This window comes from Solwaraspora sp. WMMA2059 (assembly GCF_027497315.1).
In the GTDB taxonomy this organism is placed as follows: domain Bacteria; phylum Actinomycetota; class Actinomycetes; order Mycobacteriales; family Micromonosporaceae; genus Micromonospora_E.
Genome location: NZ_CP114908.1, coordinates 6,540,378 through 6,565,128, shown reverse-complemented (window position 1 = coordinate 6,565,128; position 24,751 = coordinate 6,540,378). Strand labels below are relative to the sequence as shown.

Here is a 24,751-nt window from a genome sequence, read left to right as displayed (position 1 = left end):
TTGATCCAGCCATGTCGCCTAGTGACATCACAAGGTAGGGTGATGTCACTAGGCGACATCGGCACTCACGAAGGAACACCAACATGCGCGTATTCGTCACAGGCGCCTCCGGCCACCTCGGCTCGGCGGTCGTGCCGGCCCTGATCTCCGCCGGACACGACGTCGTCGGCCTGGCCCGCTCCGAAGCATCCGCTACCGCGATCGAGAAACTGGGTGCCGGGACGCGTCGCGCCGACCTGTCCGACCTCGACGTTCTGCGCACCGAAGCGAACGCCGCCGACGGCGTCATCCACCTGGCGTTCCGTCACGACCTACTGCTCACCGGCGACCTGACCGGCGCCGCCGGTGCCGACCTGGCCGCCCTCCACGCACTCGCCGACGGTCTGAGCGGCTCCGGCAAACCGCTGGTCGGCACGGGCGGCACAGCCATGCTCGCGATGGGCGGACTCGTCGGCCGCCCCGGCACTGAACACGACGCTCTCCCGAGCGGCTACCGGGTCGACGCGGAGAACTTCGTGATCGGCCTCGCCTCCCACGACGTGCGCTCCTGCGTCGTCCGGCTCGCTCCGACGGTGCACAGCCCGCTCGACCGCAACGGTTTCGTCACCGTCCTCGTCGCCGCCGCCCGGCAGCACGGGTACGCGGCGTACGTCGGCGAAGGCACCAACCGGTGGCCGGCCGTGCACACGCTCGACGCGGCCGACCTCTACCGGCTCGCCCTCGAAAAGGCCCCGGCCGGCTCCCGCCTGCACGCCGCCGCCGACGAAGGAGTCCCCTTCCGACAGATCGCCGCCGCCATCGCCCGCAACCTCGACGTGCCGGTCCGCAGCATCAGCCCCGAGGAAGCCGACGACTACTTCGGCTTCCTCGGGCCGTTCGCCCAACTGGACAATCCGACGTCGGCCGCGATCACCCGGGAACTCCTGGGCTGGTCCCCCAGCCGCCCCGGCCTGATCGCCGACCTGCACGACGGGCACTACTTCCAGGCGTGACGTCCCCGACGCGACCAACGCTCAGCCGAGGTCCTCGGGATCCGGGGTGAGCCGGTCGCGGGCTGCCGCGTTGAACCTGGTCGTACCGAGGCCGTGCTCGACGGCGAGCTCGGTGAGGTCGCCGAGCAGTTCATCGTCCGGGCCGACCTGGTCCAGGTAGTCCATGGTTTCGCGGGCCAGGTCGGACTCCAGGTTCCAGAGCTGGTCGCTGATCGCGGTGAGCGCGGCGGACCAGGCCGCAACAGACTGACTCGGCGCCAGTTCCCACGACTCGAGTTCGGCGGCGAGAATCCGGTGCCGGTCGGCCAAATCGGACACCCACAGCGGCTGCTCGGTCAGTTGCCCGGGTCGCGCCACCGGGACGGCGGCGGTTCGCAGCGCGAACGCCCGCCGCAGGTCTTCCCCGTCGGTGGTGGTCGGCGTGATGTCGCTGAGATAGCTGCGGGCGGCCGCCCGCTCGGGGTCGGCGTAGGCGCGGTCGAACGCCTCGTCGATCTCGGCGATCCGGGCCGCCAGCACCTCGACAGCGGCGGCGGGCAGGCCCTGCTGCTCGGCCGCCCACCCGGCCCAGGCGGTGACGGCGGCACTGAGCCCGGCCCGCTGGGCAAGGGTCAGTTCGAAGGTACGTGGGACGTGTTCGCCGAGGACGTGTCCGAGCCAGACCGGCCCGATCCGGGTCGGCGCCGAACCGTCCGTCCCGGTGGAACCGGCCAGGACCTGCGCCCAGAACCGCAGGACGTCGCCGTCGACGCCCGGCAGGGGTGCGGTGGCGGCCAGGAACCCGTCGACCGCCGCAGCCCGGTCCGCCCGGGTGTGGCGGGCCGGCTCGACCGGTTCGGGCTGTGGGAGCAGGTCGACCCGCTGCGCCACGATCGGCAGCCAGGCCCGGCTCTCGGCCGGCAGGTCAGAACTGACTCGCCGGAGCACGCCGGCCAACGCCCCGGACGCCCACGCCAGGGTGGTCTCTTCCAGGATCACCGGGCCGGCGGCGGTGGCGGCGGACTTTTCCAGCACCTCCCGCAGCGCGTCGACGCTTCGAGACAGGTGGACCACGCTGACCGCGGGGGTGGGGCAGGTGGCGATCTCGACGAGGATGCCGTGTTCGGCGGCGTCGCCGAGGTAGCCGAAGGTCACCAGCACGGCCTCCTGATCACCGAAGGCGTCCCGGTAGCGCCACGCCCGCCGTGGGTCCACCTTGCCGAGCCGCTCGGCCCATGCCGGAAACGGCACTCCATGCCGGGCCAGGTCGGTCAGCGCCTTCCCCGTGACCAGGCCGGGCATCAGGTGGTTCACGGCGGCGACGAACGCCGCCACGTGCGGTCTCGGCCGCCGGTTCGCGATGGAGAGCGCCCCCATCGCCAGCCCGATCGACCCCGACGGTTGGGTCTGGTCGAACCTGGCCAGCAGCTGCGCGGTGTGGATTTCCACGTCCATGGGGTCGGCCCGGTCGCCGAACTCACGGAACGACTCAGCCTCGGCGGCGACCACGTCGGCGCTGGACTCGGCAAGTTCCATCAGCCCATCGATCGCCTGCCTGACCTGGTCGGCGACCGGCTCGGCCGGCCAGCTGCCGTCACCCGCCAGCACGGTGAACGTGTTGCCGGGTCCGCCGGGCCGGATCTCGTCGAGAGTGGCCGTGTGGCGCCACCTCCGGCCGTGGCCGTGAAAGTAGTGGAACTGGTCGCCGAGTTCGGTGGCGATCGACACCAGCCGTTCCCCGTCCGCCGGGACACCACGCTGGCCAGACCCGGGCGCGACGATCGTGTACTCGTCGGTGCGGAAGGCGTACGACCCCTCACCGGGCAGCTCGAAGGCCTCCTGAAGCATCCGGTGGGCCCGATCCAGCGGGGTGTTCGACGGGATGGCAACCCGCCGCCACACCCGCTGCGCCACCCCGTCGAGCTCGACGGTGAGCACCAGCGACGCCGGGTCGGCCGGTTCGACCGCCAGGAACGACGGTGCCGCGCAGCACCTCTTGTACTTGCGGCCGGAGCCGCACCAGCACCCGGCGTTGCGCTCCGGCGGCCAGGCGACGGTGTCGGCGCCCTGCTCACCGAGCCAGCCCACGAAACCCAGCCGGGTCTGCCGGCTGGTCGGGTCCTGGCCGGTCTGTTCCGCGTACGCCAGCAGGCCGGGCACGTCCAGCGCGACGATCCGGATCGGGCCTCGGCCGTCGGTGGACAGGGCCTGCAGCTGCTGTTGAATCTCGCGGCGGTAGTCCGCGTGGTCCCGGTAGTTGGTGGCGTCCAGCAGGCCGCGCTCCCACGCCTGCTCGTAGGCCGAGGGTGGAAAGTACGCCATCTGTCGGACGGCCGTGATCGGCATGCTCGGGTCCTCGTAGCTGTTCGGAGTGGTCGGGGTCGGACCGGCCGGCTCGGTCAGTGGGTGAGCCAGGCCAGGTCTTCCTGGGCGCGGCGGCGGGCCTCGCGTTCGCGATCGAAGAGCGCGTCGGTCTTGCGCAGCACCAGAGTGTACGGTCGCCCGCTGCGCCGGGTCTGATGGTCGACCGGCAGGTCGGCCTGGTCGATGCGGGAGTGGACGTGGCGGCGGCGCTGCTCGGCCAGCGGCCACTCGAAGGTGCGGCGCGCCGGATCGCCGAGGAACGCCACCAAGGTGGTGCACAGCTCGCAGTCGCATCCCTTGGGCAGTTCCACCGACCAGTCGTCGGCGGCCCGAACTGGCCTGGCGAGCCGCTGCTCGAGCCGCCGGGCGGCGTGCGCGGTGAGGGTGTCGAGGCCGGTCACCTGCTGCCCCGCCTGGTCCGCTGCGGTCGCGCGGGTGGCCCGCAGCGTCGACATCGCGCAGCCAAGCACGTCGTCCTCGTCTTGACAGAGGAACTCGACCGGCCCGTCAGCCAGGTCAGCCGTACCGAGGCTGGCGGCACCAGCCAGGACGACGGCGATCTGCGGCCCCAGGTCCGCGAGGTACCTGCGCCGGTCGCGGGCCGCCGGGTAGCTGAGCAGTCCTCGGGCCCGGCCGTGCAGCTCGGACCAGACACCGGCCACCAGCAGCCGGCCGACCAGCACACCCCCGGCGTCGGAGGTGGCCCGCAGCGCCGCGCACATCGCGGGCAGCGATGCCAGCCAGTCCGGGGTCTGCTTGTCGAACAGCGACGAACGGGACAGCCAGTTCCGGCCGAACCAGCCGTTGACCCGATCCCGGGCCCAGGACTCGCCGTAGCGGGTGGCGAGGCGGGCGAGCACCGGGGCGTCGGCCGGCGCCAGCGCCTCCACCCGCAGCGGCGCGAGCAGCATGGCAGCCAGGTCCGGCTCGTCGAGCTCCCAGGCGACCGCCAGTGCCCGCCCGGCAACAAGCTCACCGGCCGCCGGGGTGACCCGCCAGAACGAGGCGAGCGTGGCGGCGCTGCTCCGGGCACCGGCGACGTCCCCGGCCCGCAGCAGACCGGCGAGCCGGTCGAGGGCCCAGCCTGGCGACGCCTGCGCACGGATCGCGAAGGTCCACCGACGTGGCCACACGACGATCGCCGCCCGGCGGTACCACCGGTCCAACGTGTTGCCGTAGTTGCCCATGTACCCCTCGTACTCCGACGATTGGGGCGACAGGTTCGCGGTGGGCGTCGTGGCACACACCTCGTCGTCGGAAACCCGCAGCGACGTCGGCACCACCTCGCCGGACTCGTCCAGCCAGCAGTCGAGGGTCATCGACGAGTCGATGAGCTCTTCGAGCTCGTACTTGCCCGACCCGCTCCCGCCGCTGGGTTCCTCGTCGTTCCGATACCGGCCGTACCGACTCCGGCCCCGACCCCAGCGGCCCCATGATTCCTCGGGGTCGAGGGCGCTCCAGGTCTCCTGCAGCTCCGCCAACGCCAGGGTGACCTCACAACCGGCGGCCTGCGCGGCCGCCCGCACCGCTGCGGCACGTCCGACGTCGTCGCCCTTGAGCCGGTCCCAGCCCAACGCCCGCTGGGTGTACTCGTGGTCCAGCAGGTAGACCAGCCGGGCGGGCCCGTCGGCCGATTCCGCGAAGTGATCGTCCAGGCAGCCGGTCAACTCGGTGACCAGGTCCTGGCCCAGCGAGCCGGCGGCCAGGGTGACCGGGTCACCGGCGAGCAACAGGTTGTAGGTCAACACGATCCGGTGGCCCGTCGTCACCGGCGACACCTGGTGCCGACAGTCGGCGTAGAACGCGACGAAGGTCAGCTCGTCCGGTGACGATTCGTAGCTCCCGGTCCGGCCGGCGTGCTCGATCGACAGCACGCCGCCGGCCGACTCCGACGGCAACGTCACCACCAGGGTGCCGATCATCGCATCAGCCTTCTCCGAATCCTGATGTGGCGCGAAGAACTGGCCGGGCGCGTACACCAGCATCGAGTGCAGCTCGGCGACCAGCTCGCACCCCTGCGGCAGGCCGAGGTCGGCCCGGAGCTGGTCCAGCATCGGGTGGAGCGTCTCGTGCCACCGCTGTTCGTCGATGTCGACGAGGCTCGTCGGGACTTCCCACGTGTCGCGCACCCCGGCGTCCGTCAGCGTCTGCTCACCCTTGCCGAACCTGGCCGGCCGGCCAACTGAGCACAGCTGCTTCGCCTGCTCGGCGGCCGCCGGCAAGGCGATCGGCCCGACACCGCGCACCGCGAGCCTCAGACCATGGGGTGACGCGGTACGACGTGCGCTGAACGCGCCAGCCGGGCCAACGGTGCCCAGTAGCGCGGCCAGTCGGTCAGGCGGGGTAACGGGGGATGCTGGCACGCGCAGACTCTAGGCCAGACAATCCGGTAGGGCCACTCGCACGTCCGTTCAGCGGACAACCGGTGCGACAGTCGACTATGGGCAGGATGATCACGCGCTACTGGGCACCGGACAGGTCGGCGAGGAGGGTGTCGAGGACCAGCTCCTCCTCGACCCGCGTACCGTGCCGGCTCATCGCAGCGGTCAGCTCCGCGTCCCAGCCGGCGTCGACCGGCCGGCCGGTCAGCGTCCCCGACACGGCGCCCACCACGGCCGCGCCCGCCACCGCCGCCCGGTACGCGGCGGCGTCGTAGCGCCACGGCTGCCACGGCACCCGGGAGCGCAACAGGTTGGCGATCCGTACCCCGCCCCAGTCAAAGTCGCCGTGGTAGCGCAACCGCGCGCCACCGGCCGTCAGGCCGGTCAGCAGCCGCAGCGCCGCCGTGCTCGGCTGGCCGTTGACGCAGACCAGCGGCGGACACTCCGGACCGAGCAGGTCGGCCGCCGCGGCCAGCACCGTCGGGTTCTCGCAGACGTGGACGGTGCCGGCCGGGAAAGTCGACCGCTCCCGGCCGAGTTGGCGCAGGGTCAGCACTAGCGGCTCACCGGCCGTCGCGGCGGGCGCCGTCAGGGCGGACAGCCGGCTGCCCGGACTCGCCACGACGTTGAGCGTCAGTACGGTCGACGATAGTTCGTCGACAAGGACACCGGCGCTGTCCCACAGCGCCCGCCGCCGCTGCGCCGGGGACGTCGGTTCGTCGTCCCCGGGCCACCAGACGGCCCGCACCGCCGACAGTACGAGGGTGGCCAGTGGACGGTCGGCGTCGAGGGCGTGCGCGTCGCCGGTGGTCTGCGCGGCGAGCCGGGCCAACGGAGCACCGTCGGCAGGCAACGCCGCCAGCACCGCGACCAGGTGTTCGACGAGCCGGGCCGCCGCGTCCGGCGTACCGGACAGTCGGCGGGCCAGCGCGACCGTGGTGCGGTCGCCGCACCAGTCGGCCAGGTGCGGCGCGCGGCGGCCGAGCCGGTCCAACGGCTCCAGCACGGTACGCCATGCGGCGTCGGCGGCGGCGCGGACCTCGGCGGTCACCGGCACCGGCCCGAGGAGGGTCTCGACGGCGGCGGCCAGCCCGTCCGGGTGCAGGCCGCTGCGGCGGACCACCTGGTCGAGGTCGTCGAGGTTGACCGTCAGCGAGGTGCCCCGGGCGGGTGGCCGCCCAAGCAGCCGTTGCACCGCCAGCCGCTCGGCCGGTGTCGGCTGGCTCAGCGAGATCGTGCCGGCCAGCGGCCGGCCGTGGGCCATCCGCTGGCGGACCCGCTGCACGACCCGTTCGGTGTCGGCCCCGCCGAGCTGCCGGCGCAGCCGATCGAGATCCGGCCCAACCACATCGAGATCCGGCCCAACCACATCGCCGTCCGGTCCGGTCACTCGGCGGACCACAGAGCGGGCTGCTCCGAGCCGTCAGGTCCGGTCGGGTCCGGTCGGGTCGGGTCGGGTTCGCCGTCCGGGCGGGTCGGTCGCTGCTGCGGTACCGCCAGCTCGACCCGAGGCATCCGGTGCCGTTCCCGCCCGTCCCACCGCCACGGGGTGACCAGGACGGCGTCGATGCCGTCGTGCCGGGCCAGCTGCGCGATGCCCAGTCCGGGCACCTGCGGATAGCAGCCCCACTCCCGTTCGCTGGTCATCACCACGTCCAGGTCGAAGGTGGCGAGCAGCCCGAGGCACTTGGCCCGGGAGTCGTCGTCGACCCCGGCGAACGCCTCGTCGAGGGCGATCAGCCGCGGCGCGTGCGCATTGCCCGCCGACCCGTAGTACGAGGACGCGGCGGCGAACAGTGGGATGCTGGCGGCCAGCACCCGTTCACCACCGGAGGCCGGGCCGGTGGCCGGCCGCCACTGCCCGTCCTGGTGGCGTTGGATTGCGAACTCGTGCCAGGCCCGGTAGTCCAACGCCCGGGTGAGCTGCTCGTGCCAGGTCGCCGCCTCGTCGCGCAGCCGTTCCCGGCTGATCTGTTCCTGCAGGAACGCGCCGATCGCTCGACGGTCGGCGTCGTTCCAGACGTCGGTGCTCTGCCGCAGCTGCCGGGCGCGCAGCTCGGCCAGGCCGGGCGGGGCGTCGCGGGTGGGCCGCCACAGCAGCCGCAGCCGCATGCCGGTGGAGGTGGGCCGCTCCTCCAGCTCGCCGTTCATCGTCGCAACCTGCTGCTCGGCGCCGGCGACCAGCTCCTGCAACGCTCCGGCGACCTCGTTGACCAGGTGGGTCTCCAGCACCTCCCGCTCGTGGGCGGAGAGCACCCGCTGCCGTTCGTCGATCTCGGTGACCAGGGCGGCGGACAGGTCCGCGACGGAGCGGCCGTGCCCCTGGAACACCACCTCCACGATCATGGTGTCCTCGCGGACGGCGGGCAGCACCTGGTGTCCGTGCCGGGACAGGCTGTCGGTGAGCACCTTCATGTCCAGGCTGACCTGGTGCTGGATCCGTTCCCAGGGACGGTCACCGTCGTCGACGTCGGCGAGCAGCCGGTCGACGCCGCGCGCCACGGCCACCGCCGGGGTCGTCGCCCACGGCTGTCGGGTGTCCGGTAGTTCCTGCTCGGGGCAGGCCAGGGCGATCAGGCCGGTGTCGGCGAAGGCCCGCAGCACTTCGACGGCGGCGTCCCGGGTGGCGGTGGCCCCGTCGAGTTCCTCGGTCAGCCGGTCCCGTCGCCCGTCGGCGTCGCCCCGGGCACCCCAGGCGTCGCGTTCGCGCTGCCGGGTCTCCCGGCTTTCCCGCTGGCACTCCTGCTCGGCGTCGGCCACCTCGCGGAGCTGGCGTTCCAGGTCGGCGACGGTCGCGCCGGCGGTCGCGTCCAACGTCTCGAACTCCACCCGGGCCAGCCGGGCCGCCTCGGCCGCCTCGGCCGCCTCGATCGCGGCCGGTTCGAGCTTCTCCTGCTTCTCCTCGTAGGTGCGGGACGCCTCAGCGCGGCGGCGCGTCGCATCGCGTACCCCGGTCAGGGTGGGCCACCAGGCGGCCAACGTCACCTGGTAGTCCTGCAGCCCGTCGCGAACCTCCGCCAGCCCGTCGGCGTCGTGTGGCAGACCCACGTCGTCGGCGAACTCGGTCGCCTCGGCCAGCGCCGTCTGCGCCGCCGAGACCGCCGTACGGTGCCTCGCCGCCGCCTCGTCACGTCGGCAGGCGGTGTCCCGGCGCAACTGGTGGGCGCCACGGACCAGGGTGTGCGCCTCGCGTAGTGGCTGGTCGGAGGGGAGACTCTCGGTCTCGTGGCCGACCGCCCGCCGACGTTCGTCCAGTCTGGTGCGTTGCTCGGCGAGGTCGGCCGACACGGCAGCGAGTTCGTCGGACTCGGCGCGCAGCGCAGCGATCCGGGCCCGGCGGGCCGCTTCCCGGGCGCCGTCGCCGATGTGCTCCGCGTCCGGTTTGGTCCACCGCCCGGTGACGACGCCGATGCCGAAGCCGCCGTCGGTGTCGGCCCAGGTCGCCGCACCGGACTCCGCGCCGAGGCCGATCGCGGCGAGGACGGCGGCGACGGTCGGCCCGGTCAGCGCGGCGGCGTGCGGGTCGGCGTCGTCGATGGCCGGACGCAGCAGCGTCCCGAGGTTCGTCGCCACCTCGTCGGTTGGTCGCAGCAGCGCGTCGCCGCTGTCCGGGTCGCGGACCGTGCCGTCCGGGTCGATCCACGCGTCGAGCACCCCGGCGGCTTCCAGCGCCGCCTCGATGCCGGCACGCACCTGCGGCGGCACGCCTTCAACGAAGTCGACGACCCGCCACAGTGGTGCGCCGGGCCGGTCGAGGCGCAGCTGCGGGGACCGGGTGTGCGGTGCCGGTGGCGGCTGGTGCGCCCCGTCGGTCAGCCGACGCAGCTCGGCGTCGATCTCCCCGACCCGGTCGGCGACCCGCCGTTGCTCGGCCTCCACCGCCGCGTCGGCGCGGGCGATCGCCTCGGCGGCTGCCCGGCTGGCGGCGGTCACCTCCCGGGCGGCCGGGTTGTCCCCGTCGAGGGTGCTCACCCAGGAGTCGAGCCGGCCGAGCACCGCCTCCGGGTCGGCGATAGACAGCTCGACCAGCCCGGTCAGGTACTCGCCGGTGCGCCGTACCAGGGTTTCGCCCTGTTCGGCGGCGGCGGTCTCGGCGTCGGTGACCGCCTCGTCGGCCGCCGCCACCTCGGCGTCCAGCCGGTCGACCTCCTCCCGGGCGCGGTCTGCGAGGGTTCGGGCCGACTCGGCGGCCGCGCGGAGCCGATCGAGGGTACGCAGCGCGGCCCGCCGATCCTGGACCAGCTGGCCGGCGGCCCGGCGCGCCTCGTCGAGCCCATGGGCGGAGTCGTCCGGCAGGGCGGCGAGGACCCGGTCACGGTGCCGGTCGGCGATCCGCGCCGCCGCCGCACCGCCGGCCACCCGGGTACGGGCCGCAGCCTCGTCCCGCTGGGCCGACTGAAGCTCCTGCGCCGTCTGCTCGGCGGTTCGCCGGGTCCGGGCCGCCTCCGCCTCGACGTCACGCAGGCGTTTGGCCTGCTGGTCGGCGAACGTCGCCCGCTGATCGGCCGCCTCCCGCAGCCGACGCAGATGCTCGGCGGTACGCGCCTCGGGGCTTTCCGCCAGCGCCCGTCGGCGCGCCTGCAGCTCGGTGGCGCGCGCGTCCAGCTCGGCCAGTCTGACCTCGGCCTGACGTACCGCCCGGTCGGCCTGCTCGTGCGCCCGCTGCGCGTCGCCCAGCTCGCGGCCCAGTTGCTCGTACCGGCTGTGCTGCTGCCGCAGCACCGCGGCCTTGCGTTTCGTCGCGATCCGCGCGTACTGCCGATAGCGGGTGAGGAAGTCGTCGGCGGCCTTCTTCGTCTCGCGCAGCTCGGTCAGCGTCTCCCGCTCGTCGTCGAGACCCCGGAACGCCTCGGCGACCTGGGCGATCAGGTTCTCGTCCAGCGGCGGTAGCGCGTCGCCGAGCGCCCGGGACAGGGTCTTCTCGTCCGGACGCTTGGACAGCTGCGGCTGCCGCAGCTTGATCAGCAGGGACACCAGCGCGTCGTACCGGTCGCCCAGGCCGAACAGTGCCTCGTCGACCGCCCGCCGGTAGTCGACGGCCCGGTCGTAGAGCATCCCCACCGGGCCGATCGCGTCCCGCAGCCGGTCCCGGGTCGCCGCCGTACCGGTGGGGGTGAGCAGCTGCAGATCGGCGCCGACCCGTTGGCTGGTGACGAAGTACCAGTGCCGGGCGATTCCGCGCCCGGCCACCGCCTTCAGTCCGCAGCCGATGGTCAGGTACCGGGCGGTGCCGTCGGCGTCGCGGCGGCCGAACTCCAGCCAGGTGTAGCCGGTCCGCTCCGGGTGCGGGTGCCGTCCACCGAGCAACAGGTTCCACTCCATCCGCTTGTGCGGATCCCCGTCGGGCTCCACTCGGTACGGTGTCAGCTCACCGTCCAGCAGGAACGGTACGGTCAACGCGAGGACCTTCGACTTGCCGGTGCCGTTGTTGCCCCGCAGCAGCAGACTGCCGCCGTGGAAGTGGAACTCCTCCTGGTCGTAGTAGAAGATGTCCACCAGCCCGGCCCGCAGTGGCTGCCACCGTTCCCGGTCCGGCACCGGCAGCTCCCGGTCCAGCATGGACGTCGGTGCGGCGGTGGTGGCTGCGGCGGTCACGGTGACGGTTACCTCCTCAGGGCGGCGGGACGGCTCTGGCGGATCGTCGGCTCCGCCAGGGCGTAACGGGCGATCGCCGGGCGGGCGACGACCAGCGGGTCCTCGGCCGGTTCGACCGTGATCAGTTTCAGGGCACGCAGCGCGTCCAACGCGGTGGCGACCAGTTCGACCTCGGCGCCCGGATCGGTGGCGTGTTTGCGCCAGTACGACCGGTGCGCCCGGGCCAGCTCGCGGGTGTGCCGGTGCAGCTCGCTGACCCGCAGGCCGCCTGTGCCCGCCGCGCCGGCACCGGCCGCCGCGATCCGCTCCGCCAGCAGCAGCGTCAGGTGGCTCTGCATCCCCTCGGCCGGCATCCGGACGTCGGTCAGCTCGTCGGCCGGATCCACCATCGCGACCCCTTCGGCCCGTACCTCGCCAACCAATCCGGTCAGTTGGGTGATCCGGTTCAGGATGGCGTACCGCTGGCTGGTCAGATAGGCCAGCTCGGCCTCGGTCAGCTCGTCGTAGTAGACGACCGGCTGTTCGAGCAGCAGCCGGGTGAGCCGGTGCCGCAGCGCCCGGTTGCGGGCATCCTCGACATCGGGCACCACCTCGACGGTCAGCGCCGCCAGCCGGCCGTCCGGTGCCACGTCACCGATCATCGACGGGCCGCGGCTGCTGGCCAGCAGGCCGGCGATCACCCGCCGGTCAACGTCGTAGAGCACGTCACCACTGGTGCCGAGGTACGCGTCCTCGTGGCCGGCCACCCGGCGCAGCACCCCCCAGTGCAGCAGCAGCCGGACCACCGCCACCATGTCGGCCCGCCGCTCCCGCCGGTCCAGGGCGAACGTGAACCCCGTGGCGGCCAGCGCCGGATCGGCGGCGGCAAGCACCACGTCCTCGGCCAGCCGGCCCAGGGTGATCTGCCCGTCGGCGCGTTCCAGCGCGGCCAGGGCGAGGCAGGTCAACACGTACCGTTGCCGGGAGAACGGGGTCCTGGCCTTCGGATCCCGGGCCGGGTGGGTCTGGTCCTGTGGGTCGGCGGTCAGCTTCATCAGCCGGATCGTCTGGGCGTCGGCGACCAGCCGCCACCCGGTCTCCCGGTCGAACCACTCGCGCAGCTCTACGGCGTACGTGCGGACCAGCCGGAACTCGGCGTCCGGGGTCAGCCCGGCGACCAGCAGCGGGCGGGCGAGCAGCAGCCGGGCGGCCCGCTGCAGCCGGCCCGAGGAGTCGCCCTCGGCCGGGCCGCGCGCCCTCACCCGGCCGCCCCGACCGCCGCGAGGTCGGCTCCGGCAGAGAGCGGGCCGGCAGAGACCAGGTCGGCTCCGGTCGGAGCCAGGTCGGTTATGTCGACCAGATGCTCCGGCCCGGTGAGCACCCCGTCGGCGGTGACGATCCGCACCGGCGGCGCCCCGTCGACGCGGACCAGACGTACCCGTAGCGTGCCGTCGGAGGTGGTGGTGGTCACCTCCGTGGCGTCCGGCCGCCGGGCCGCCAGCGCGTCGCCCAGCAGATGGAGAAAGAGCCGGAACTCGGCGGTGTCCAGTTCACCGAGGCGCGACAGTGGGACGGGCCCGTCAGTGGCCAACGCCGCTCGGGCGCGGGCCGTCTGGGTCGTCTCCCGCTCGGCACGTTCGGCCAACTGCCGCCGCTGCGCGGATCGGTCCAGCACCCGGCTCGGCGAGCCACGCCGCTCGTACGATCCGGTTTTGCGCAGTCGAGGGCTGATCTCCAGCCGGGGTGCCTGGGCCCACGACGTCGATGCCGGCACCGGTCGCTGCTCGACCGCGGCCAGGGTCTCGGTCGTCACGGTCAGGTGCCGCACCGGCGACAGGCCGAACGCGGTGTGCCACAGCCGGTGCGCGGCCTCGTCGTCGGAGGCCTGCGCGAACCACAATGCGAGCGACCGGAAGTCGGCCGACCGGTCCGACCGGCCGGCCCGACGTTCGTTGATCGACGCCACCGCGCCGAGCAGCTGCCGGATCGCGCCGATGGCGGCGGTACGCAGCAGCCGTGCCTGGGACTGCCGGCTGGCGTCGCCGCTGACGAACCAGTCCCGCAGCCCGTCCCAGCGTTGCTGCCAGACCACCCGCGCCTGGTGCAGTGCCCGGTCGTCGGCGTCCTCGCCGGGTGCGGCGTCGACGGCCTCCCGGCGGGCCACTATCTCCAGCAGCGGGCGTACCCCGGTCGCCTCGATCCGGTGGGCCAGGTTGGCGATCTCCGCGCCCCGGTTGGCGAGATCGGCGATGAACCGTTCGAGGTACGCGATCAGCTGTTCCTTGTACGCGAGGAAGGCCGCCACGTCGGCGTCGGCGAAGTCGACGGCCCGCCGCAGCGACGCCATGAACGCCTGCGCGTTGTCGGCCAGCCCGGTGAACCGGTCGACCAGGCTCAGCATCAGCAGGTGGGTCTTCGCCGGGTCGGGCGCGGACCCGGCGGCGGCCTCGGTGGCGATGCCCAGCAGGGCGCGCAGCTGGTCGGCGATGTCGGACAGCGCCACCGACTGCAGGGCGCCGCGTCGGCCGATCGCCTCCTCGTACGTGGCGATGGCCTGCTCGGCGGCGTGGCCGTGCGCGCTCAACTGGTAGAGGTAGCGGGCGCGGTGGAAGTCTTCCACGGTGGTGACCCGTCCGGTGTCCGGGTCGGCCCGCAGGTTGCCCCACTCGGCGAGCTGGGCCAGCGCCGCCGCGACGGCCTCCAGCGACACCCCGGGGCCGATCTCGGCCAGGACGTCCTCCGGCCGCAGATGCACGGTGAACCGACGTTTCGCGCGGATGAAGGCGTCCAGCACGTCCCGGTACAGGGTGACATTCTGCGCCTGCAGGTGCGCGAACGGCTGAGCGGCCGGTGCGGTACCGGTGGACATCCCGCCATCATCGCAGACCCGGATCGGACCACGACGCACACAGCGGGCTCGTGGTTGCCGCGCCGGATGCTGCAGCGCGGGACGCGCTCGCCGGCCCGGTGGTGGAGGTGAACCAGGTGACCAGCCCTTGACGAGGGCTGCCGGAGCATCCTGGCGCTGCCCGATCGCGGCCTTCGGCTACCGAGACACCTGCGGCACCAGGTCAAGCAGCACGAACCGAACTGCCTCACCCCACGGCAGCGGGCCGACGGCTACCTGCTCACCTGCGTGGACCGGCCGATGTCGAAGGTCACCCTGAACATCGCGGGCCTGTGACCGGGCGACCCGACCGACCGGTCTGATGTCGCTGGTCGACTGTGCGGTCAGCTACGACGCCCTCCATGCCGGGCACAGCACGGACGGTCGGACGCAGGCCAACCCGATGGTCGAGTGCCCGACCGTACCGGACCGGCTGCCGGCCGTACCGGCGCAGGCAGCGGCCGAGGTCGACCAGAATCTGAGCCTCCGGCAGATCGCCGAGGCCAACGAACGGTTGTTGACCACAGCCGGCGAGGGCGGCCCGAACTTCGCCCAGAACGCGATCGTGGGGCCGCTGCGGGACAAGCGGCGGGCCGCCCTCGAACGGATCGAGATCGCGATCGGCCGGCACGCGGCGCGGCCGACCGGGCTGACCCGGCTGGCGTCCTGCACCTTGCTCGGGCCGGGCAGCGGCGACAACAGCGGATCCGGTGACAACGGCACTGATGGGGGCGACCAACGGTGGGCCGGCGACGGAGCCGACGGCCCGGACGCTGAACTGTCGGCGCTGCCCGTCCCCGCCGCCCGCCGCGCCGGTCCCCCTCTGGTGACCGGGCTGGTCCAGCCCGGTCACCAGCAAGGCGGAGTCACCGACAGGGCCGGGAGATCACCAGGGGATGCTGCCGTCGTCGTTGACGAACGTGCCGGTCGGGCCGCCGTCGGGCAGGGTGGCCAGCCGGATCGGGGTGGCAGCGGCCTCCTGGACCGGACGCCCGACACCGCCGGTGAAGTCGGTGGCGACCAGCCCCGGACAGGCCGTGTTGATCAGGATGTCGGTGCCGGCGAGTTGCCGCACGTAGTGCACGGTGACCGCGTTGAGGTACGTCTTCGTCGGCGAGTAGGCCGCCATGATCGGGCCGACGTTGATCTCCGGGTCCGACTGCCAGGTCAGTGAGCCGACGCTGCTGGAGATGTTGACGATGCGCGGCGACGGCGACCGGCGCAGCAGCGGCAGCATCGCGTTGGTCACGCGGATCACGCCGTACACGTTGGTGTCGACGACCTGGCGGACCGCGTCGAGGTCGAGCGTGGTCGGGTCCTGCTCCCACCCCGGCCCGGTCTCGCCGGCGATGCCGGCGTTGTTGACCAGGACGTCAAGTCCTCCAGCGGTGCGTTCGATCAGCTGCGCGGCCTCGGTGACGCTGCGGTCGTCGGTGACGTCCAGCGGTACGGCGAACGCGTCGACGCCGGCGGCGTACAGCGTCTTGACGGCCGCTTCGCCGCGGGCGGCGTCGCGCGCTCCCACCGCCACCCGGTAGCCCTTCACGCCGAGCCCGGCGGCGATCTCGTAGCCGAGTCCCTTGTTCGCGCCGGTGACCAGCGCGGTCTTCGTTCCGGTCGTGGCCTTCGTTTCGGTCATGACGCCGATGGTGGCGCGGCGGTAGCCGCCGTCGTTACACCAGTTGAGTTCCGCTGTCATACCCGGCGGGTATCACCGACGTATCGTTGTCGGCGTGGAGACGCTGGAGACCCGTGAGCTGCGGTACTTCGTCACGGTCGCCGAGGAGCTGCACTTCAGCCGGGCGGCCGAACGGCTCGGCATCGCCCAGCCGCCGCTGTCCCGGGCGATCGCCCGGCTCGAACGCCGCCTCGGCGTCACCCTGCTCGACCGCGACCGCCGAAGAGTGGCACTCACCGACGCAGGTCAGGTGCTGCTCGACGAGGCCCGCGTCATCCTGGCCGCCACCGCGGCGGCGGCCCGGCGTACCCGCCGCGCCGCCGCCGGCGCGAACCGGCTGACCCTGGTCACCAAGGCCGGCGCGGGCCACGAACTGCTGCAGAAGCTGCTCGACGCGCACGCCGTCGAGCCGGACGCGGCCGAGATCGACGTGCTGCTGTGCGGCATGGGCGACCAGGCGCGGATGCTGCGCGACGGCCGCGCCGACGCCGCCCTGATGCAGCGGCCGTTCGACTCGCTCACCGGCTTCGACACTGAGGATCTGCTGACCGAGCAGCAGGTCGCGATCCTCCCGGCCGGGCATCCGCTCGCCACCCGTACGTCGTTGACCATGGCCGGCATCGGCGACGTGCCGGGGCTGCCGGTCGCCCGCTGGCCGCGCCCGGACGGTACGTACGAACCCGGACCCGGGCCGGAGATCCACGACCAGTCGCAGCTGGCCCAGCTGATCGCCCTCGGGCACACCATGGCCGTGCTGTGCGCCTCGTCCCGGTCGTGGCTGTGGAGCGCGCACACGGCAGTGCCGCTGACCGACGCGCCGCACGTCACCACCGTGCTCGCCTGGCTGCCGGACAACCGCTCCCGTGCCGTCGCCGGGCTCGTCCGGACCGCCACCCAGCTGTGATCAGCCGTAGCTGAGCAGGACCGTGCCGAGCGCGGCGGCGTTCCACAGCGCGTGGGCCACCATGGGCGCGGTCAGCCGGCGGGTGGCCAGGAACAGCCCGGTGTAGACCAGACCGGCGACGGTGATGGACAGCCCGTCCAGCGCGCTGGCCGGCAGGTGCAGCACGCCGAACAGGACCACCGAGACGACCGCCGCCACCCACAGCGCCACCCGGGGGCGGGCGGACCGCTGCGGGATCGCCCCGAGCAGGAACCCGCGGAAGTACAGCTCCTCGGCGATGCCGCCGCCGACGATCCCCAGGAAGATGGTGGCGGCCAACGCGGCCGGCCCGGCGGCGGACATGCGCAGGATCTCCTGGACCTCCGGGTTGGCTTCGCCGCCGGCCGCCGGCATCAGCACCCCGAACTCCAGTAGCAGGCGGGGTGGAACGGTGGCCACCGCGATCAGCATGTCCCGCCGCCAGTGCCGCGAGGTCAGGCCGAGACTTCGGCGGGGCAGCCCGTGGCGGCGTAACCACCAGGCGATGAGGGCGGCGGCCGACACCAGTTCGGCGACGGCGACCGCGACCAGCACCGCCGGCACCCCGTCGGCCGCGAAGAGTCCCATGGCCAGCGGTGGGCCGACGAAGCAGATGAGCGCGCCGGCCAGGAACACCCCGGCGGAGCGGACGGGAACGGGGATGGTCATTGTGCTGGTCCAGCCTTCCGGTGGGCGGATGCGGTCGCTCCGACGTGCTGGTGGCGGGGCGACCCGCCGTCGGCATATCGAGATTCGATATACTAGACCCAGTTTCATATCGAATTTCGATAGGGAGGGCCGCCGTGCGGCACGACATCGAGCAGGGGCGTCGTCCCCGTACCGCTCCGGCCGGTCAGTGGGCCTTCGAGACGGTCACGGCAGGTGCCGTGGCGCTCGGCACCCTGCTGGCCGCCGCCTCGGCAATCGGCGTACTGATCGCCGACAACCTGGTCGCGCCCGTCACGGTGAACCCCACCACCGACCTCGGACCGCAGGCCACCGCCGGCCGCTTCACGCTCACGCCCCAGGACGCCGCCCTGCTGACCGTGACCGAGCCGACCGTCGGCGACCGACTCTGGATCTTCGGGCCGGCGCTGCTGCTCGCCGCCGTCGTCGCGACGGCCGGCGGACTGCTGTGGCGGGTGGTGCGGTCGCTGCGCTCAGCGGACCCGTTCCACCCGCGCAACGCCCGCCGGGTCGGCGCGGCGGCCGAGTTCCTGCGCCGGGGCACGGCGATGCGCGCCGACCTCGACGGACTGGTCTGATGGCCCCGACCGACGACGAACAGTCCGCCAATCACCGGGTGGTCTGCCACCTCGACCGGCTGCTCGCCGACCGCCGGATGACCCTCACCGAACTCGCCGACCGGGCCGGAGTCACCGTGGTCAACCTGTCGGTGTTAAAGAATGACCGGGCCAGAGCGGTCCGGTTCTCCACTCTGACCGCCATCTGCGACGTGCTGCACTGCCAGCCCGGTGACCTGTTCAGCGTGCGCCCCACCGAGCCGCCCGTACCGGGTCCCCAGGCTCCGCCCCCGTGACGCACACCGGCCACTGCGGCCACCAGCAGGACGGCGCCGGAGGGCGGGTAGCGGACGTCAACTTCTGACGTGGCGCAACCGTTGGATAGGTGCCCCGGTAGCTGTCTCGATCCAGAAGGTCCAGCCGTTCCGCTGTGGGTTGACCCCGGGGCGCCGTTCGCTCACCACGGCCCGAGCAGCCTCGCTCGGCGTGCGGTACACCGAACCAGCGAGCGGGCCGCTCAGAATTTCGACCCGCCCTGGTCCCGGAGTGAAACATGCCCGAGTCCGGTGGCCGTCGTAGTCAGCGTAGACAGGGATCGAAGTGGGCTCATCCCCCACCAGCTCAAGCGTGCTCGGCTCCCGAGGCAGTGCCACCAGGCGGGTGACAACCTCACCAATCTCTATGCCCGCAACCCTCGCGGCGAACGCCAAATTCCGATAGGTCTCCTCGTCTACCTCAATATGCGGCATACCACACTCCTCGCGATCAGAAACTGGGTGACGCGGCCCCACCGATGACAGCAGACCGCCGGGCGAGCACCTCAGGCACTCGGTCGTGTGTGACGACCCAGCTGGCAGCCGTAGGCGACATGAGTCTGAGCAGCCGGACGATCGTCTCGCGGTCGGCAGCCAGGTGCCGGCGGTGGATCGGCTCGTGATGGGCGACGCGGTTGCGGAACGCGCGGACGTGATCGAGATCAGAGTGGAGATCCCTTCGGGATCCTCGATATCCTGGGAAAACCTTCCGCAGAGCAGGCCGCCATAACGTCGTCTCGTACTGGCAGGAGCCACCGCTGCCAAATAACCCAACCCAGAAACCGAGTGGCAACTCAGCGATCACGCTCCCCGGTGTCACATCCTTCCGGATCCGGCATTTCTTGATCGAATCCTGGACCATCCGCTCTGCGACGAATGTGAACTTGATGTCTGAACGCCACCAGTCAGGCCGACCAGCCAGTACGGTCAGGCGGTCGTCGACGCCGTTGCGTAGACACACCTCCAGCACGTGGAGTGGCCCAAGGAAGGCGCTTGAGACCTCCATGTTCCACGCGTAGAGACGAAGAGCGCGGGCGCTGTCGCCACTAGCCGCAGCTAGGTACGGCGCCGACCGAGCCTTCGACAGGCATCGCCAGAGCACCTCATCTTGCCAGGACTCCGACACGACTACTCCTTTACACCCGGCACCGCTACACTTGACGACGTAAGCCCCGGTGTCCGCCTCTGCTCTGCATGCGGCCCGGGGCACAGCCATGTACCGAAGTGCGGGTATTCCGGCCTCACTCAATCAGCCAAGAGCCCGGCACGGCCTTGCGAAGATTCTTGAGTCTTCGGAGACTTTGAAGCAAGTAGCCGTGCGGCACGCCAGCGACGGCGCAGCTTGGCCGCCTTCCCAGGATCCGCCGGGCCGACCGCTGCGCGGTGACATGCACGAAGTCCGCCGTCGGTGCCGACCCTAGCCGAGCCCGCACCTGGTTCACCGACAGCGGCAACCTCGATTCTTTACATCGATGTCGCCGGTTCATCACCGTACGGACGGGTGGCCGTCGGTCCGCGGGGGTTGCGTCACGTCAACACCCTCGAGCTGAACAGGAGCCCGATCGACGTGCCTTCCTCCCGTCGTACCTTGCTCGCCGGTGGTGCCGCCGGCGCCGCTGGCGTCGGCCTCGCCGTCGCCGGTGGCCTTCCGTCGCTGGCCCAGGCCCACCCCGGCCGAAGCCACCCGCCGAGAGGCGGCGGCCACGTACCGTTCCCGCCGCTGGTGGACGACCCCGCCGGCATCCTCGCCCTGCCCGAGGGGTTCCGCTACACCGTGGTCACCCGGACGGGCGTCACCCGGCTCGACCGCGGCCAGGGCCTGACCCCGGCCGAGCACGACGGCATGGCCGTTTTCGACGCCGGACGCGGCCGGTACACCTTGATCCAGAACCACGAGCTCGGCCCAGGGGCCGAGTTCGGCGTACCGCATGTCCCGGGCACCGTCTACGACCCGGGCGCGGTCGACGCCGGCGGCTGCACGGTGATCAGGACCGACCGGGCGGGGCGCAACCTCGGCGAGTTCGTCGCCATCTCCGGCACCGTCGACAACTGCGCGGGCGGGCCGACCCCGTGGGGAACCTGGCTGACCTGCGAGGAGACCGACGACCGGGCCGGCGACGAGTGGGACGAGGACGGCCGCACCGGCACGTACCAGAAGGACCACGGCTACGTCTTCGAGGTCTGGGCCGACGGCCGCGCCGACCCGACACCGATCAAATGCCTGGGCCGGTACGCCCACGAGGCGCTGGCGGTCGACGCCGACCGTACGAAGATCTACCTGTCCGAGGACGCCGACGAGCCGAACGGCCTGTTCTACCGGTGGACCGCGCCGCGCCGCGTCAAGCTCGGCCCCGGCGTGCTGACCCGGCTCGCCCCGGACGCCGGCACCCTCGCCGCGATGCAGATCATCATGGACGACGGCTCGGTGCTGCCGGACGTCGCCTACCTGACCTCCGCGCAGCTGGGCCGGCCGTTCCCCGTACGGTGGATCGAGGTGCCGGAACGCGACGCCCGGACCACTCCCCTGCGCGAGCAGTTCGCCGACGGTCAGGTCACCCGGGGCCGCAAGTTCGAAGGTGTGTGGGGCACCGACCGAGGCGTGTACGTGGTCAACTCGTACGCCTGGGAGGACGGTGACCTGCCGGCGGACGCCGCCCCGCACGACGGCATGGTCTGGTTCTACGACTACCGGGCCGAGACCATCCAGCTGGTCACGTACTTTCCGCACCAGACCTCGTCCGAGGAGGGTACGCCGCCGAGGTACAGCGATCTGACCTTCGACGGGCCGGACAACGTGACCGTCACCCCGTGGGGCAGCCTGGTGCTGGCCGAGGACGGCTCGGGCGCGTCCCACGTGCTCAGCTCGGTCCCGGGCGGGCCCACCTACGCGATCGCCCGCAACCAGCTCAACGACTCGGAGTTCTGCGGGCCGGTCTTCACCGACGACGGCAAGGTGCTCTTCGTCAACATGCAGGACCCCGGCCTCACCCTGGCCATCACCGGCCCGTGGGAGAAGTACCTGGGCTGACCCCGATCGCACCGCTCTCTCGGGTTGGGGCGGGAACCCAAGATGCCTCCGCAGGCTTGATGCCACAGGCGCATCTTGATGCACCTGTGGCATCAAGCCCAACCGGCACCCCCACCCAGAAGGATCACCGTGCACTCAAGAACAATGACGTGAAGTAATCGGCAGGTTCGAGAAGCGATGCCAGTTCCGTCGTTGTGCGGAGCCCATGGGGTCAGCGGCGGCCGACGGTGAGGACCGGCTTGGTGACCTCGGCGTAGAAGTCGTTGCCCTTGTCGTCGACGACGATGAACGCCGGGAAGTCCTCCACCTCGATCTTCCAGATGGCCTCCATGCCCAGCTCCGGGTATTCGAGGACCTCGACGTGCCGGATGCAGTCCTGGGCCAGCCGGGCCGCCGGGCCGCCGATCGAGCCGAGGTAGAAGCCGCCGTGCGTACCGCAGGAGCGGGTGACCTGCGCGGACCGGTTGCCCTTGGCGAGCATGATGTGCGAGCCACCGGCGGCCTGGAACTTCTCCACGTACGCGTCCATCCGCCCGGCGGTGGTCGGGCCGAACGAGCCGGACGCGTACCCCTCGGGAGTCTTCGCCGGGCCGGCGTAGTAGACGGCGTGGTCCCGCAGGTACTGCGGCATCGGCTCACCGGCGTCCAGCCGCTCGGCGATCTTCGCGTGGGCGATGTCCCGGGCGACGACCAGCGGGCCGGTCAGCGACAGCCGGGTCTTCACCGGGTACTTCGACAACTCGGCGCGGATCTCGGCCATCGGCCGGTTCAGGTCGACGCGGACCACGTCGGCGTCGGCGGACTGATCGGCGGCGAGGGTCTCGTCGGTGACGTCGGGCAGGAAGCGGGCCGGGTCGGTCTCCAGCTTCTCCAGCCACACCCCGGACGGGGTGATCTTGGCGACGGCCTGCCGGTCGGCGGAGCAGGAGACGGCGATCGCCACCGGGCAGGAGGCACCGTGCCGGGGCAGCCGCACCACCCGTACGTCGTGGCAGAAGTACCGCCCGCCGAACTGCGCGCCGATGCCGAACTGGCGGGTCAGTTCGAGCACCTGCGCCTCCAGCTCGACGTCGCGGAAGCCGTGGGCGCCGATGCTGCCGCTGGTCGGCAGGTTGTCCAGGTACTTGGCGCTGGCGTACTTGGCGGTCTTGAGCGCGAACTCAGCCGACGTGCCGCCGACGACGATCGCCAGGTGGTACGGCGGGCAGGCGGACGTGCCGATCAGCCGCAGCTTCTCCTCCAGGAACTGCATCATCCGGGTCGGGTTCAGCAGTGCCTTGGTTTCCTGGTAGAGGTACGACTTGTTGGCCGAGCCGCCGCCCTTGGCCATGAACAGGAACTTGTACGCGTCCGGCTGACCGCCCGGGTCCTCGGCGTACAGCTCGATCTGGGCCGGCAGGTTGGTCCCGGTGTTGCGCTCCTCCCACATGGTGATCGGCGCGAGCTGCGAGTAGCGCAGGTTCAGCTTGGTGTACGCCTCGTACACGCCCCGGGCGATGGCCCGCTCGTCGGTGCCGTCGGTGAGCACGTGCCGGCCGCGTTTGCCCATCGCGATCGCGGTGCCGGTGTCCTGGCACATCGGCAGCACTCCGCCGGCCGCGATGTTGGCGTTGCGCAGCAGGTCGAGGGCGACGAACCGGTCGTTGGGTGACGCGGCCGGGTCGTCGAGGATCGCCCGCAGCTGGGCCAGGTGCGCCGGGCGCAGGTAGTGAGCGATGTCATGCATCGCCTCGGCGGTCAGCGCGGTCAGCACCGCCGGCTCGATGGTGAGGAACCGTCGCCCGCCCGGCCCGTGCACGACGTCGACGCCTTCGTCGCTGATCAGGCGGTATTCCGTCAGGTCGTCGCCGGTCGGTAGCAGCGGGGTGTGGGAGAACGGGGCGGCACTGCTCATGACCGGCAAGCCTAGGCCAGAGGTGGCCGCAGCTCCCAACCCCCGGGTGGGTCAGCCCTTGGCCGGGCACTGCTCCTGCTTGGCGCCGCCGCAGGTGGGGCCGGGGTCGGGGCCGCCGGGATCAGCGGGGTCGTCCGGGCCGCCGACCGGCGGGGTGGTGGCGGCACCGGCGAACCGGACGTAGCCGATCTCCCGGCCGTCGCCGATGACCATGCCGCGCGGTCCAACGGCCAGCACCTCCGCCGAGGTACGCAGGTTGACCAGCTCGGTGCCGGTGGCCGGGTCGAGGGCGACGACCCGGTCCGGTTTGCGGTCGACGACCAGGGCCGCGTGCCGGGTGAGGGCCAGCTGGGCGTCCGGGTGCATCGGGCGGGTCCACCGGGGTGTCGGGGTGGGCAGCACGTACGCCTGGAGGGTCTCGCCGTCGGCGGAGCGGGTCAGCGCGTACCGGTCGTCGACGGCGCGTAGCTCCTGCCCGGCGGCGCCGGTCCACAGCACCCGCCCGTCGTAGGCGTCGATGACGGTTTCCCGCATATCGGGGGCGATGCCGGCGAGGACGTTGGCGCCGCCGGTCGGGTTGTCCCGCTGGGCGCAGCCGATCCGGTCGGCGGTGCGCAGGTTGATCCCGGTCCGCTGCCACACGGGCAGGTCGGTCACCGGGTCGATGCCCCGCGCGGTGTAGTAGCAGGCACCGTCGCGTGGGGTGGCGACCAGGCTGAACACCCGGCCGGCGAAGACCACGATCCGTTCGTGCCGGTCCTCTTCCAGCTCCTGCAGGACCTGCCCGGTGCGGGTCTCGACGACGTGGATCCTGCCGTCGATCGGGAAGCCGAGAACGGTCGGCATGGTCTTCGGGCCGCCGGCGTCGTCGGCGACGTCGTCGGCGGTCAGCGGTCGGCTGGTGACCAGTTTCGGGTTGTCGGCGAACAGCACGAAGCCCATTCCGGGCAGCTGGGAGGTCCACCGTGGAGTCTTGCCGCGCGGGTCCCAGGCGGTCAGCGTGCAGTCGCGTGGGCCGGCGCAGCGTACGTCGAGCAGCGCGTCGCGGTAGGTCCAGACGGCAATGGCGGCGTCGTCGGCACGCAGCACGGCACCGGTGGCCGGGTTGAGCACCTGGTAGCCGTCGGTGAGCAGTTCACCGGTGGCTACCACCTGGTCGGAGCCGTCACCGGCGACCGCCGCCCAGTCGGCCTTGTGCTCCCAGACCTGGTTGCCGGAGGTGATGCTGCGTCCTTCGACCTTGAGCCGGTGCTCGACGATGACGGCGCGTTCGGTGATGGTGACGCCGCGCGGCGTTCCGCCGACCCGCTGTTGCCAGGTGACGTCCGGGTCGGCCAGTGGCTGGCTGCGGTTGACCCAGTCCCACAGGCCGGGGAACGGGTTCCAGACGCCGGTGGCGGCGAGCACGATGACCACGACGAGCGCGAAGGCCAGGTAGCACTTCACGCACGGCGCGCTCCCCTTCGCCATCGGGCCACCGTAGCCGGGCCTGAC

General features: G+C 72.1%; 16 protein-coding genes. 5 read left to right on the top strand and 11 right to left on the bottom strand.

Annotation, left to right across the window (positions count from 1 at the left end):
- Window positions 1–83 precede the first annotated feature (83 nt).
- Window positions 84–992 (top strand): SDR family oxidoreductase, encoded by a 909-nt coding sequence (locus O7553_RS30040; protein ID WP_281552871.1) that lies wholly within the window; start codon window positions 84–86, stop codon window positions 990–992.
- A gap of 21 nt (window positions 993–1,013) precedes the next feature.
- On the opposite strand, the gene O7553_RS30035 is transcribed toward O7553_RS30040, so the two are convergent.
- From O7553_RS30035 to O7553_RS30005, 7 genes are all read right to left on the bottom strand, one after another.
- A complete protein-coding gene (locus O7553_RS30035) occupies window positions 1,014–3,317 on the bottom strand; it encodes an SEC-C metal-binding domain-containing protein (protein WP_281552870.1) in 2,304 nt (767 codons plus the stop codon).
- A gap of 53 nt (window positions 3,318–3,370) precedes the next feature.
- On the bottom strand, window positions 3,371–5,698 hold the full coding sequence (locus O7553_RS30030; protein ID WP_281552869.1) for a 2OG-Fe(II) oxygenase: 2,328 nt from the start codon (window positions 5,696–5,698) through the stop codon (window positions 3,371–3,373).
- 97 nt (window positions 5,699–5,795) lie between these two features.
- Window positions 5,796–7,106 carry a TIGR02679 family protein gene (locus tag O7553_RS30025; RefSeq protein ID WP_281552868.1) on the bottom strand — a complete coding sequence of 437 codons (1,311 nt, stop codon included), beginning with the start codon at window positions 7,104–7,106 and terminating at the stop codon, window positions 5,796–5,798.
- On the bottom strand, window positions 7,103–11,311 hold the full coding sequence (locus O7553_RS30020) for a TIGR02680 family protein (RefSeq protein ID WP_281552867.1): 4,209 nt from the start codon (window positions 11,309–11,311) through the stop codon (window positions 7,103–7,105). The genes O7553_RS30025 and O7553_RS30020 overlap by 4 nt, the downstream gene beginning before the upstream one ends.
- A gap of 8 nt (window positions 11,312–11,319) precedes the next feature.
- Window positions 11,320–12,552 (bottom strand): TIGR02678 family protein, encoded by a 1,233-nt coding sequence (locus tag O7553_RS30015; RefSeq protein WP_281552866.1) that lies wholly within the window; start codon window positions 12,550–12,552, stop codon window positions 11,320–11,322.
- A complete protein-coding gene (locus O7553_RS30010) occupies window positions 12,549–14,159 on the bottom strand; it encodes a TIGR02677 family protein (protein ID WP_281552865.1) in 1,611 nt (536 codons plus the stop codon). Before O7553_RS30010 ends, O7553_RS30015 begins: the two co-directional genes overlap by 4 nt.
- Before the next feature lie 904 nt (window positions 14,160–15,063).
- Window positions 15,064–15,816 carry an SDR family oxidoreductase gene (locus tag O7553_RS30005; protein ID WP_281552864.1) on the bottom strand — a complete coding sequence of 251 codons (753 nt, stop codon included), beginning with the start codon at window positions 15,814–15,816 and terminating at the stop codon, window positions 15,064–15,066.
- Window positions 15,817–15,919: 103 nt separating this feature from the next.
- Here O7553_RS30005 and O7553_RS30000 point away from each other — a divergent pair, with 103 nt between their 5' ends.
- Window positions 15,920–16,759, top strand: coding sequence for a LysR family transcriptional regulator (locus O7553_RS30000; protein ID WP_281555813.1), 840 nt, complete (start codon window positions 15,920–15,922; stop codon window positions 16,757–16,759).
- On the opposite strand, the gene O7553_RS29995 is transcribed toward O7553_RS30000, so the two are convergent.
- Entirely contained in the window at window positions 16,760–17,446 is a 687-nt protein-coding gene (locus tag O7553_RS29995; RefSeq protein ID WP_281552863.1) for a CPBP family intramembrane glutamic endopeptidase, read from the bottom strand.
- A 134-nt stretch (window positions 17,447–17,580) separates the two neighbouring features.
- Between O7553_RS29995 and O7553_RS29990 the strand changes: the two genes are divergently transcribed.
- Both O7553_RS29990 and O7553_RS29985 read left to right on the top strand, forming a co-directional pair.
- The gene (locus O7553_RS29990; RefSeq protein ID WP_281552862.1) at window positions 17,581–18,042 is read left to right on the top strand and encodes a hypothetical protein; all 462 of its coding nucleotides are present in this window, start codon (window positions 17,581–17,583) and stop codon (window positions 18,040–18,042) included.
- Window positions 18,042–18,317, top strand: coding sequence for a helix-turn-helix transcriptional regulator (locus tag O7553_RS29985; RefSeq protein WP_281552861.1), 276 nt, complete (start codon window positions 18,042–18,044; stop codon window positions 18,315–18,317). Before O7553_RS29990 ends, O7553_RS29985 begins: the two co-directional genes overlap by 1 nt.
- A gap of 469 nt (window positions 18,318–18,786) precedes the next feature.
- On the opposite strand, the gene O7553_RS29980 is transcribed toward O7553_RS29985, so the two are convergent.
- Window positions 18,787–19,341, bottom strand: a complete 555-nt coding sequence (locus O7553_RS29980; protein ID WP_281552860.1) for a hypothetical protein — start codon at window positions 19,339–19,341, stop codon at window positions 18,787–18,789.
- Between the two features lie 561 nt (window positions 19,342–19,902).
- Between O7553_RS29980 and O7553_RS29975 the strand changes: the two genes are divergently transcribed.
- On the top strand, window positions 19,903–21,363 hold the full coding sequence (locus O7553_RS29975; RefSeq protein WP_281552859.1) for an alkaline phosphatase PhoX: 1,461 nt from the start codon (window positions 19,903–19,905) through the stop codon (window positions 21,361–21,363).
- 211 nt (window positions 21,364–21,574) lie between these two features.
- Here O7553_RS29975 and O7553_RS29970 read toward each other — a convergent pair whose 3' ends face one another.
- Together O7553_RS29970 and O7553_RS29965 are read right to left on the bottom strand one after the other, a co-directional pair.
- The gene (locus O7553_RS29970; protein WP_281552858.1) at window positions 21,575–23,257 is read right to left on the bottom strand and encodes a fumarate hydratase; all 1,683 of its coding nucleotides are present in this window, start codon (window positions 23,255–23,257) and stop codon (window positions 21,575–21,577) included.
- Between the two features lie 51 nt (window positions 23,258–23,308).
- Entirely contained in the window at window positions 23,309–24,727 is a 1,419-nt protein-coding gene (locus O7553_RS29965; RefSeq protein ID WP_281552857.1) for a PQQ-binding-like beta-propeller repeat protein, read from the bottom strand.
- Window positions 24,728–24,751 lie beyond the last annotated feature (24 nt).

What these genes read in the sequence shown, in the direction of transcription:
- O7553_RS30005 (WP_281552864.1), bottom strand. Translation starts at nt 15,816, where the DNA reads ATGACCGAAACGAAGGCCACGACCGGAACGAAGACCGCGCTGGTCACC.
- O7553_RS29980 (WP_281552860.1), bottom strand. Translation starts at nt 19,341, where the DNA reads ATGGAGGTCTCAAGCGCCTTCCTTGGGCCACTCCACGTGCTGGAGGTG.
- O7553_RS29965 (WP_281552857.1), bottom strand. Translation starts at nt 24,727, where the DNA reads ATGGCGAAGGGGAGCGCGCCGTGCGTGAAGTGCTACCTGGCCTTCGCG.
- O7553_RS30010 (WP_281552865.1), bottom strand. Translation starts at nt 14,159, where the DNA reads ATGTCCACCGGTACCGCACCGGCCGCTCAGCCGTTCGCGCACCTGCAG.
- O7553_RS29995 (WP_281552863.1), bottom strand. Translation starts at nt 17,446, where the DNA reads ATGACCATCCCCGTTCCCGTCCGCTCCGCCGGGGTGTTCCTGGCCGGC.
- O7553_RS29970 (WP_281552858.1), bottom strand. Translation starts at nt 23,257, where the DNA reads ATGAGCAGTGCCGCCCCGTTCTCCCACACCCCGCTGCTACCGACCGGC.
- O7553_RS30035 (WP_281552870.1), bottom strand. Translation starts at nt 3,317, where the DNA reads ATGCCGATCACGGCCGTCCGACAGATGGCGTACTTTCCACCCTCGGCC.
- O7553_RS29985 (WP_281552861.1), top strand. Translation starts at nt 18,042, where the DNA reads ATGGCCCCGACCGACGACGAACAGTCCGCCAATCACCGGGTGGTCTGC.
- O7553_RS30040 (WP_281552871.1), top strand. Translation starts at nt 84, where the DNA reads ATGCGCGTATTCGTCACAGGCGCCTCCGGCCACCTCGGCTCGGCGGTC.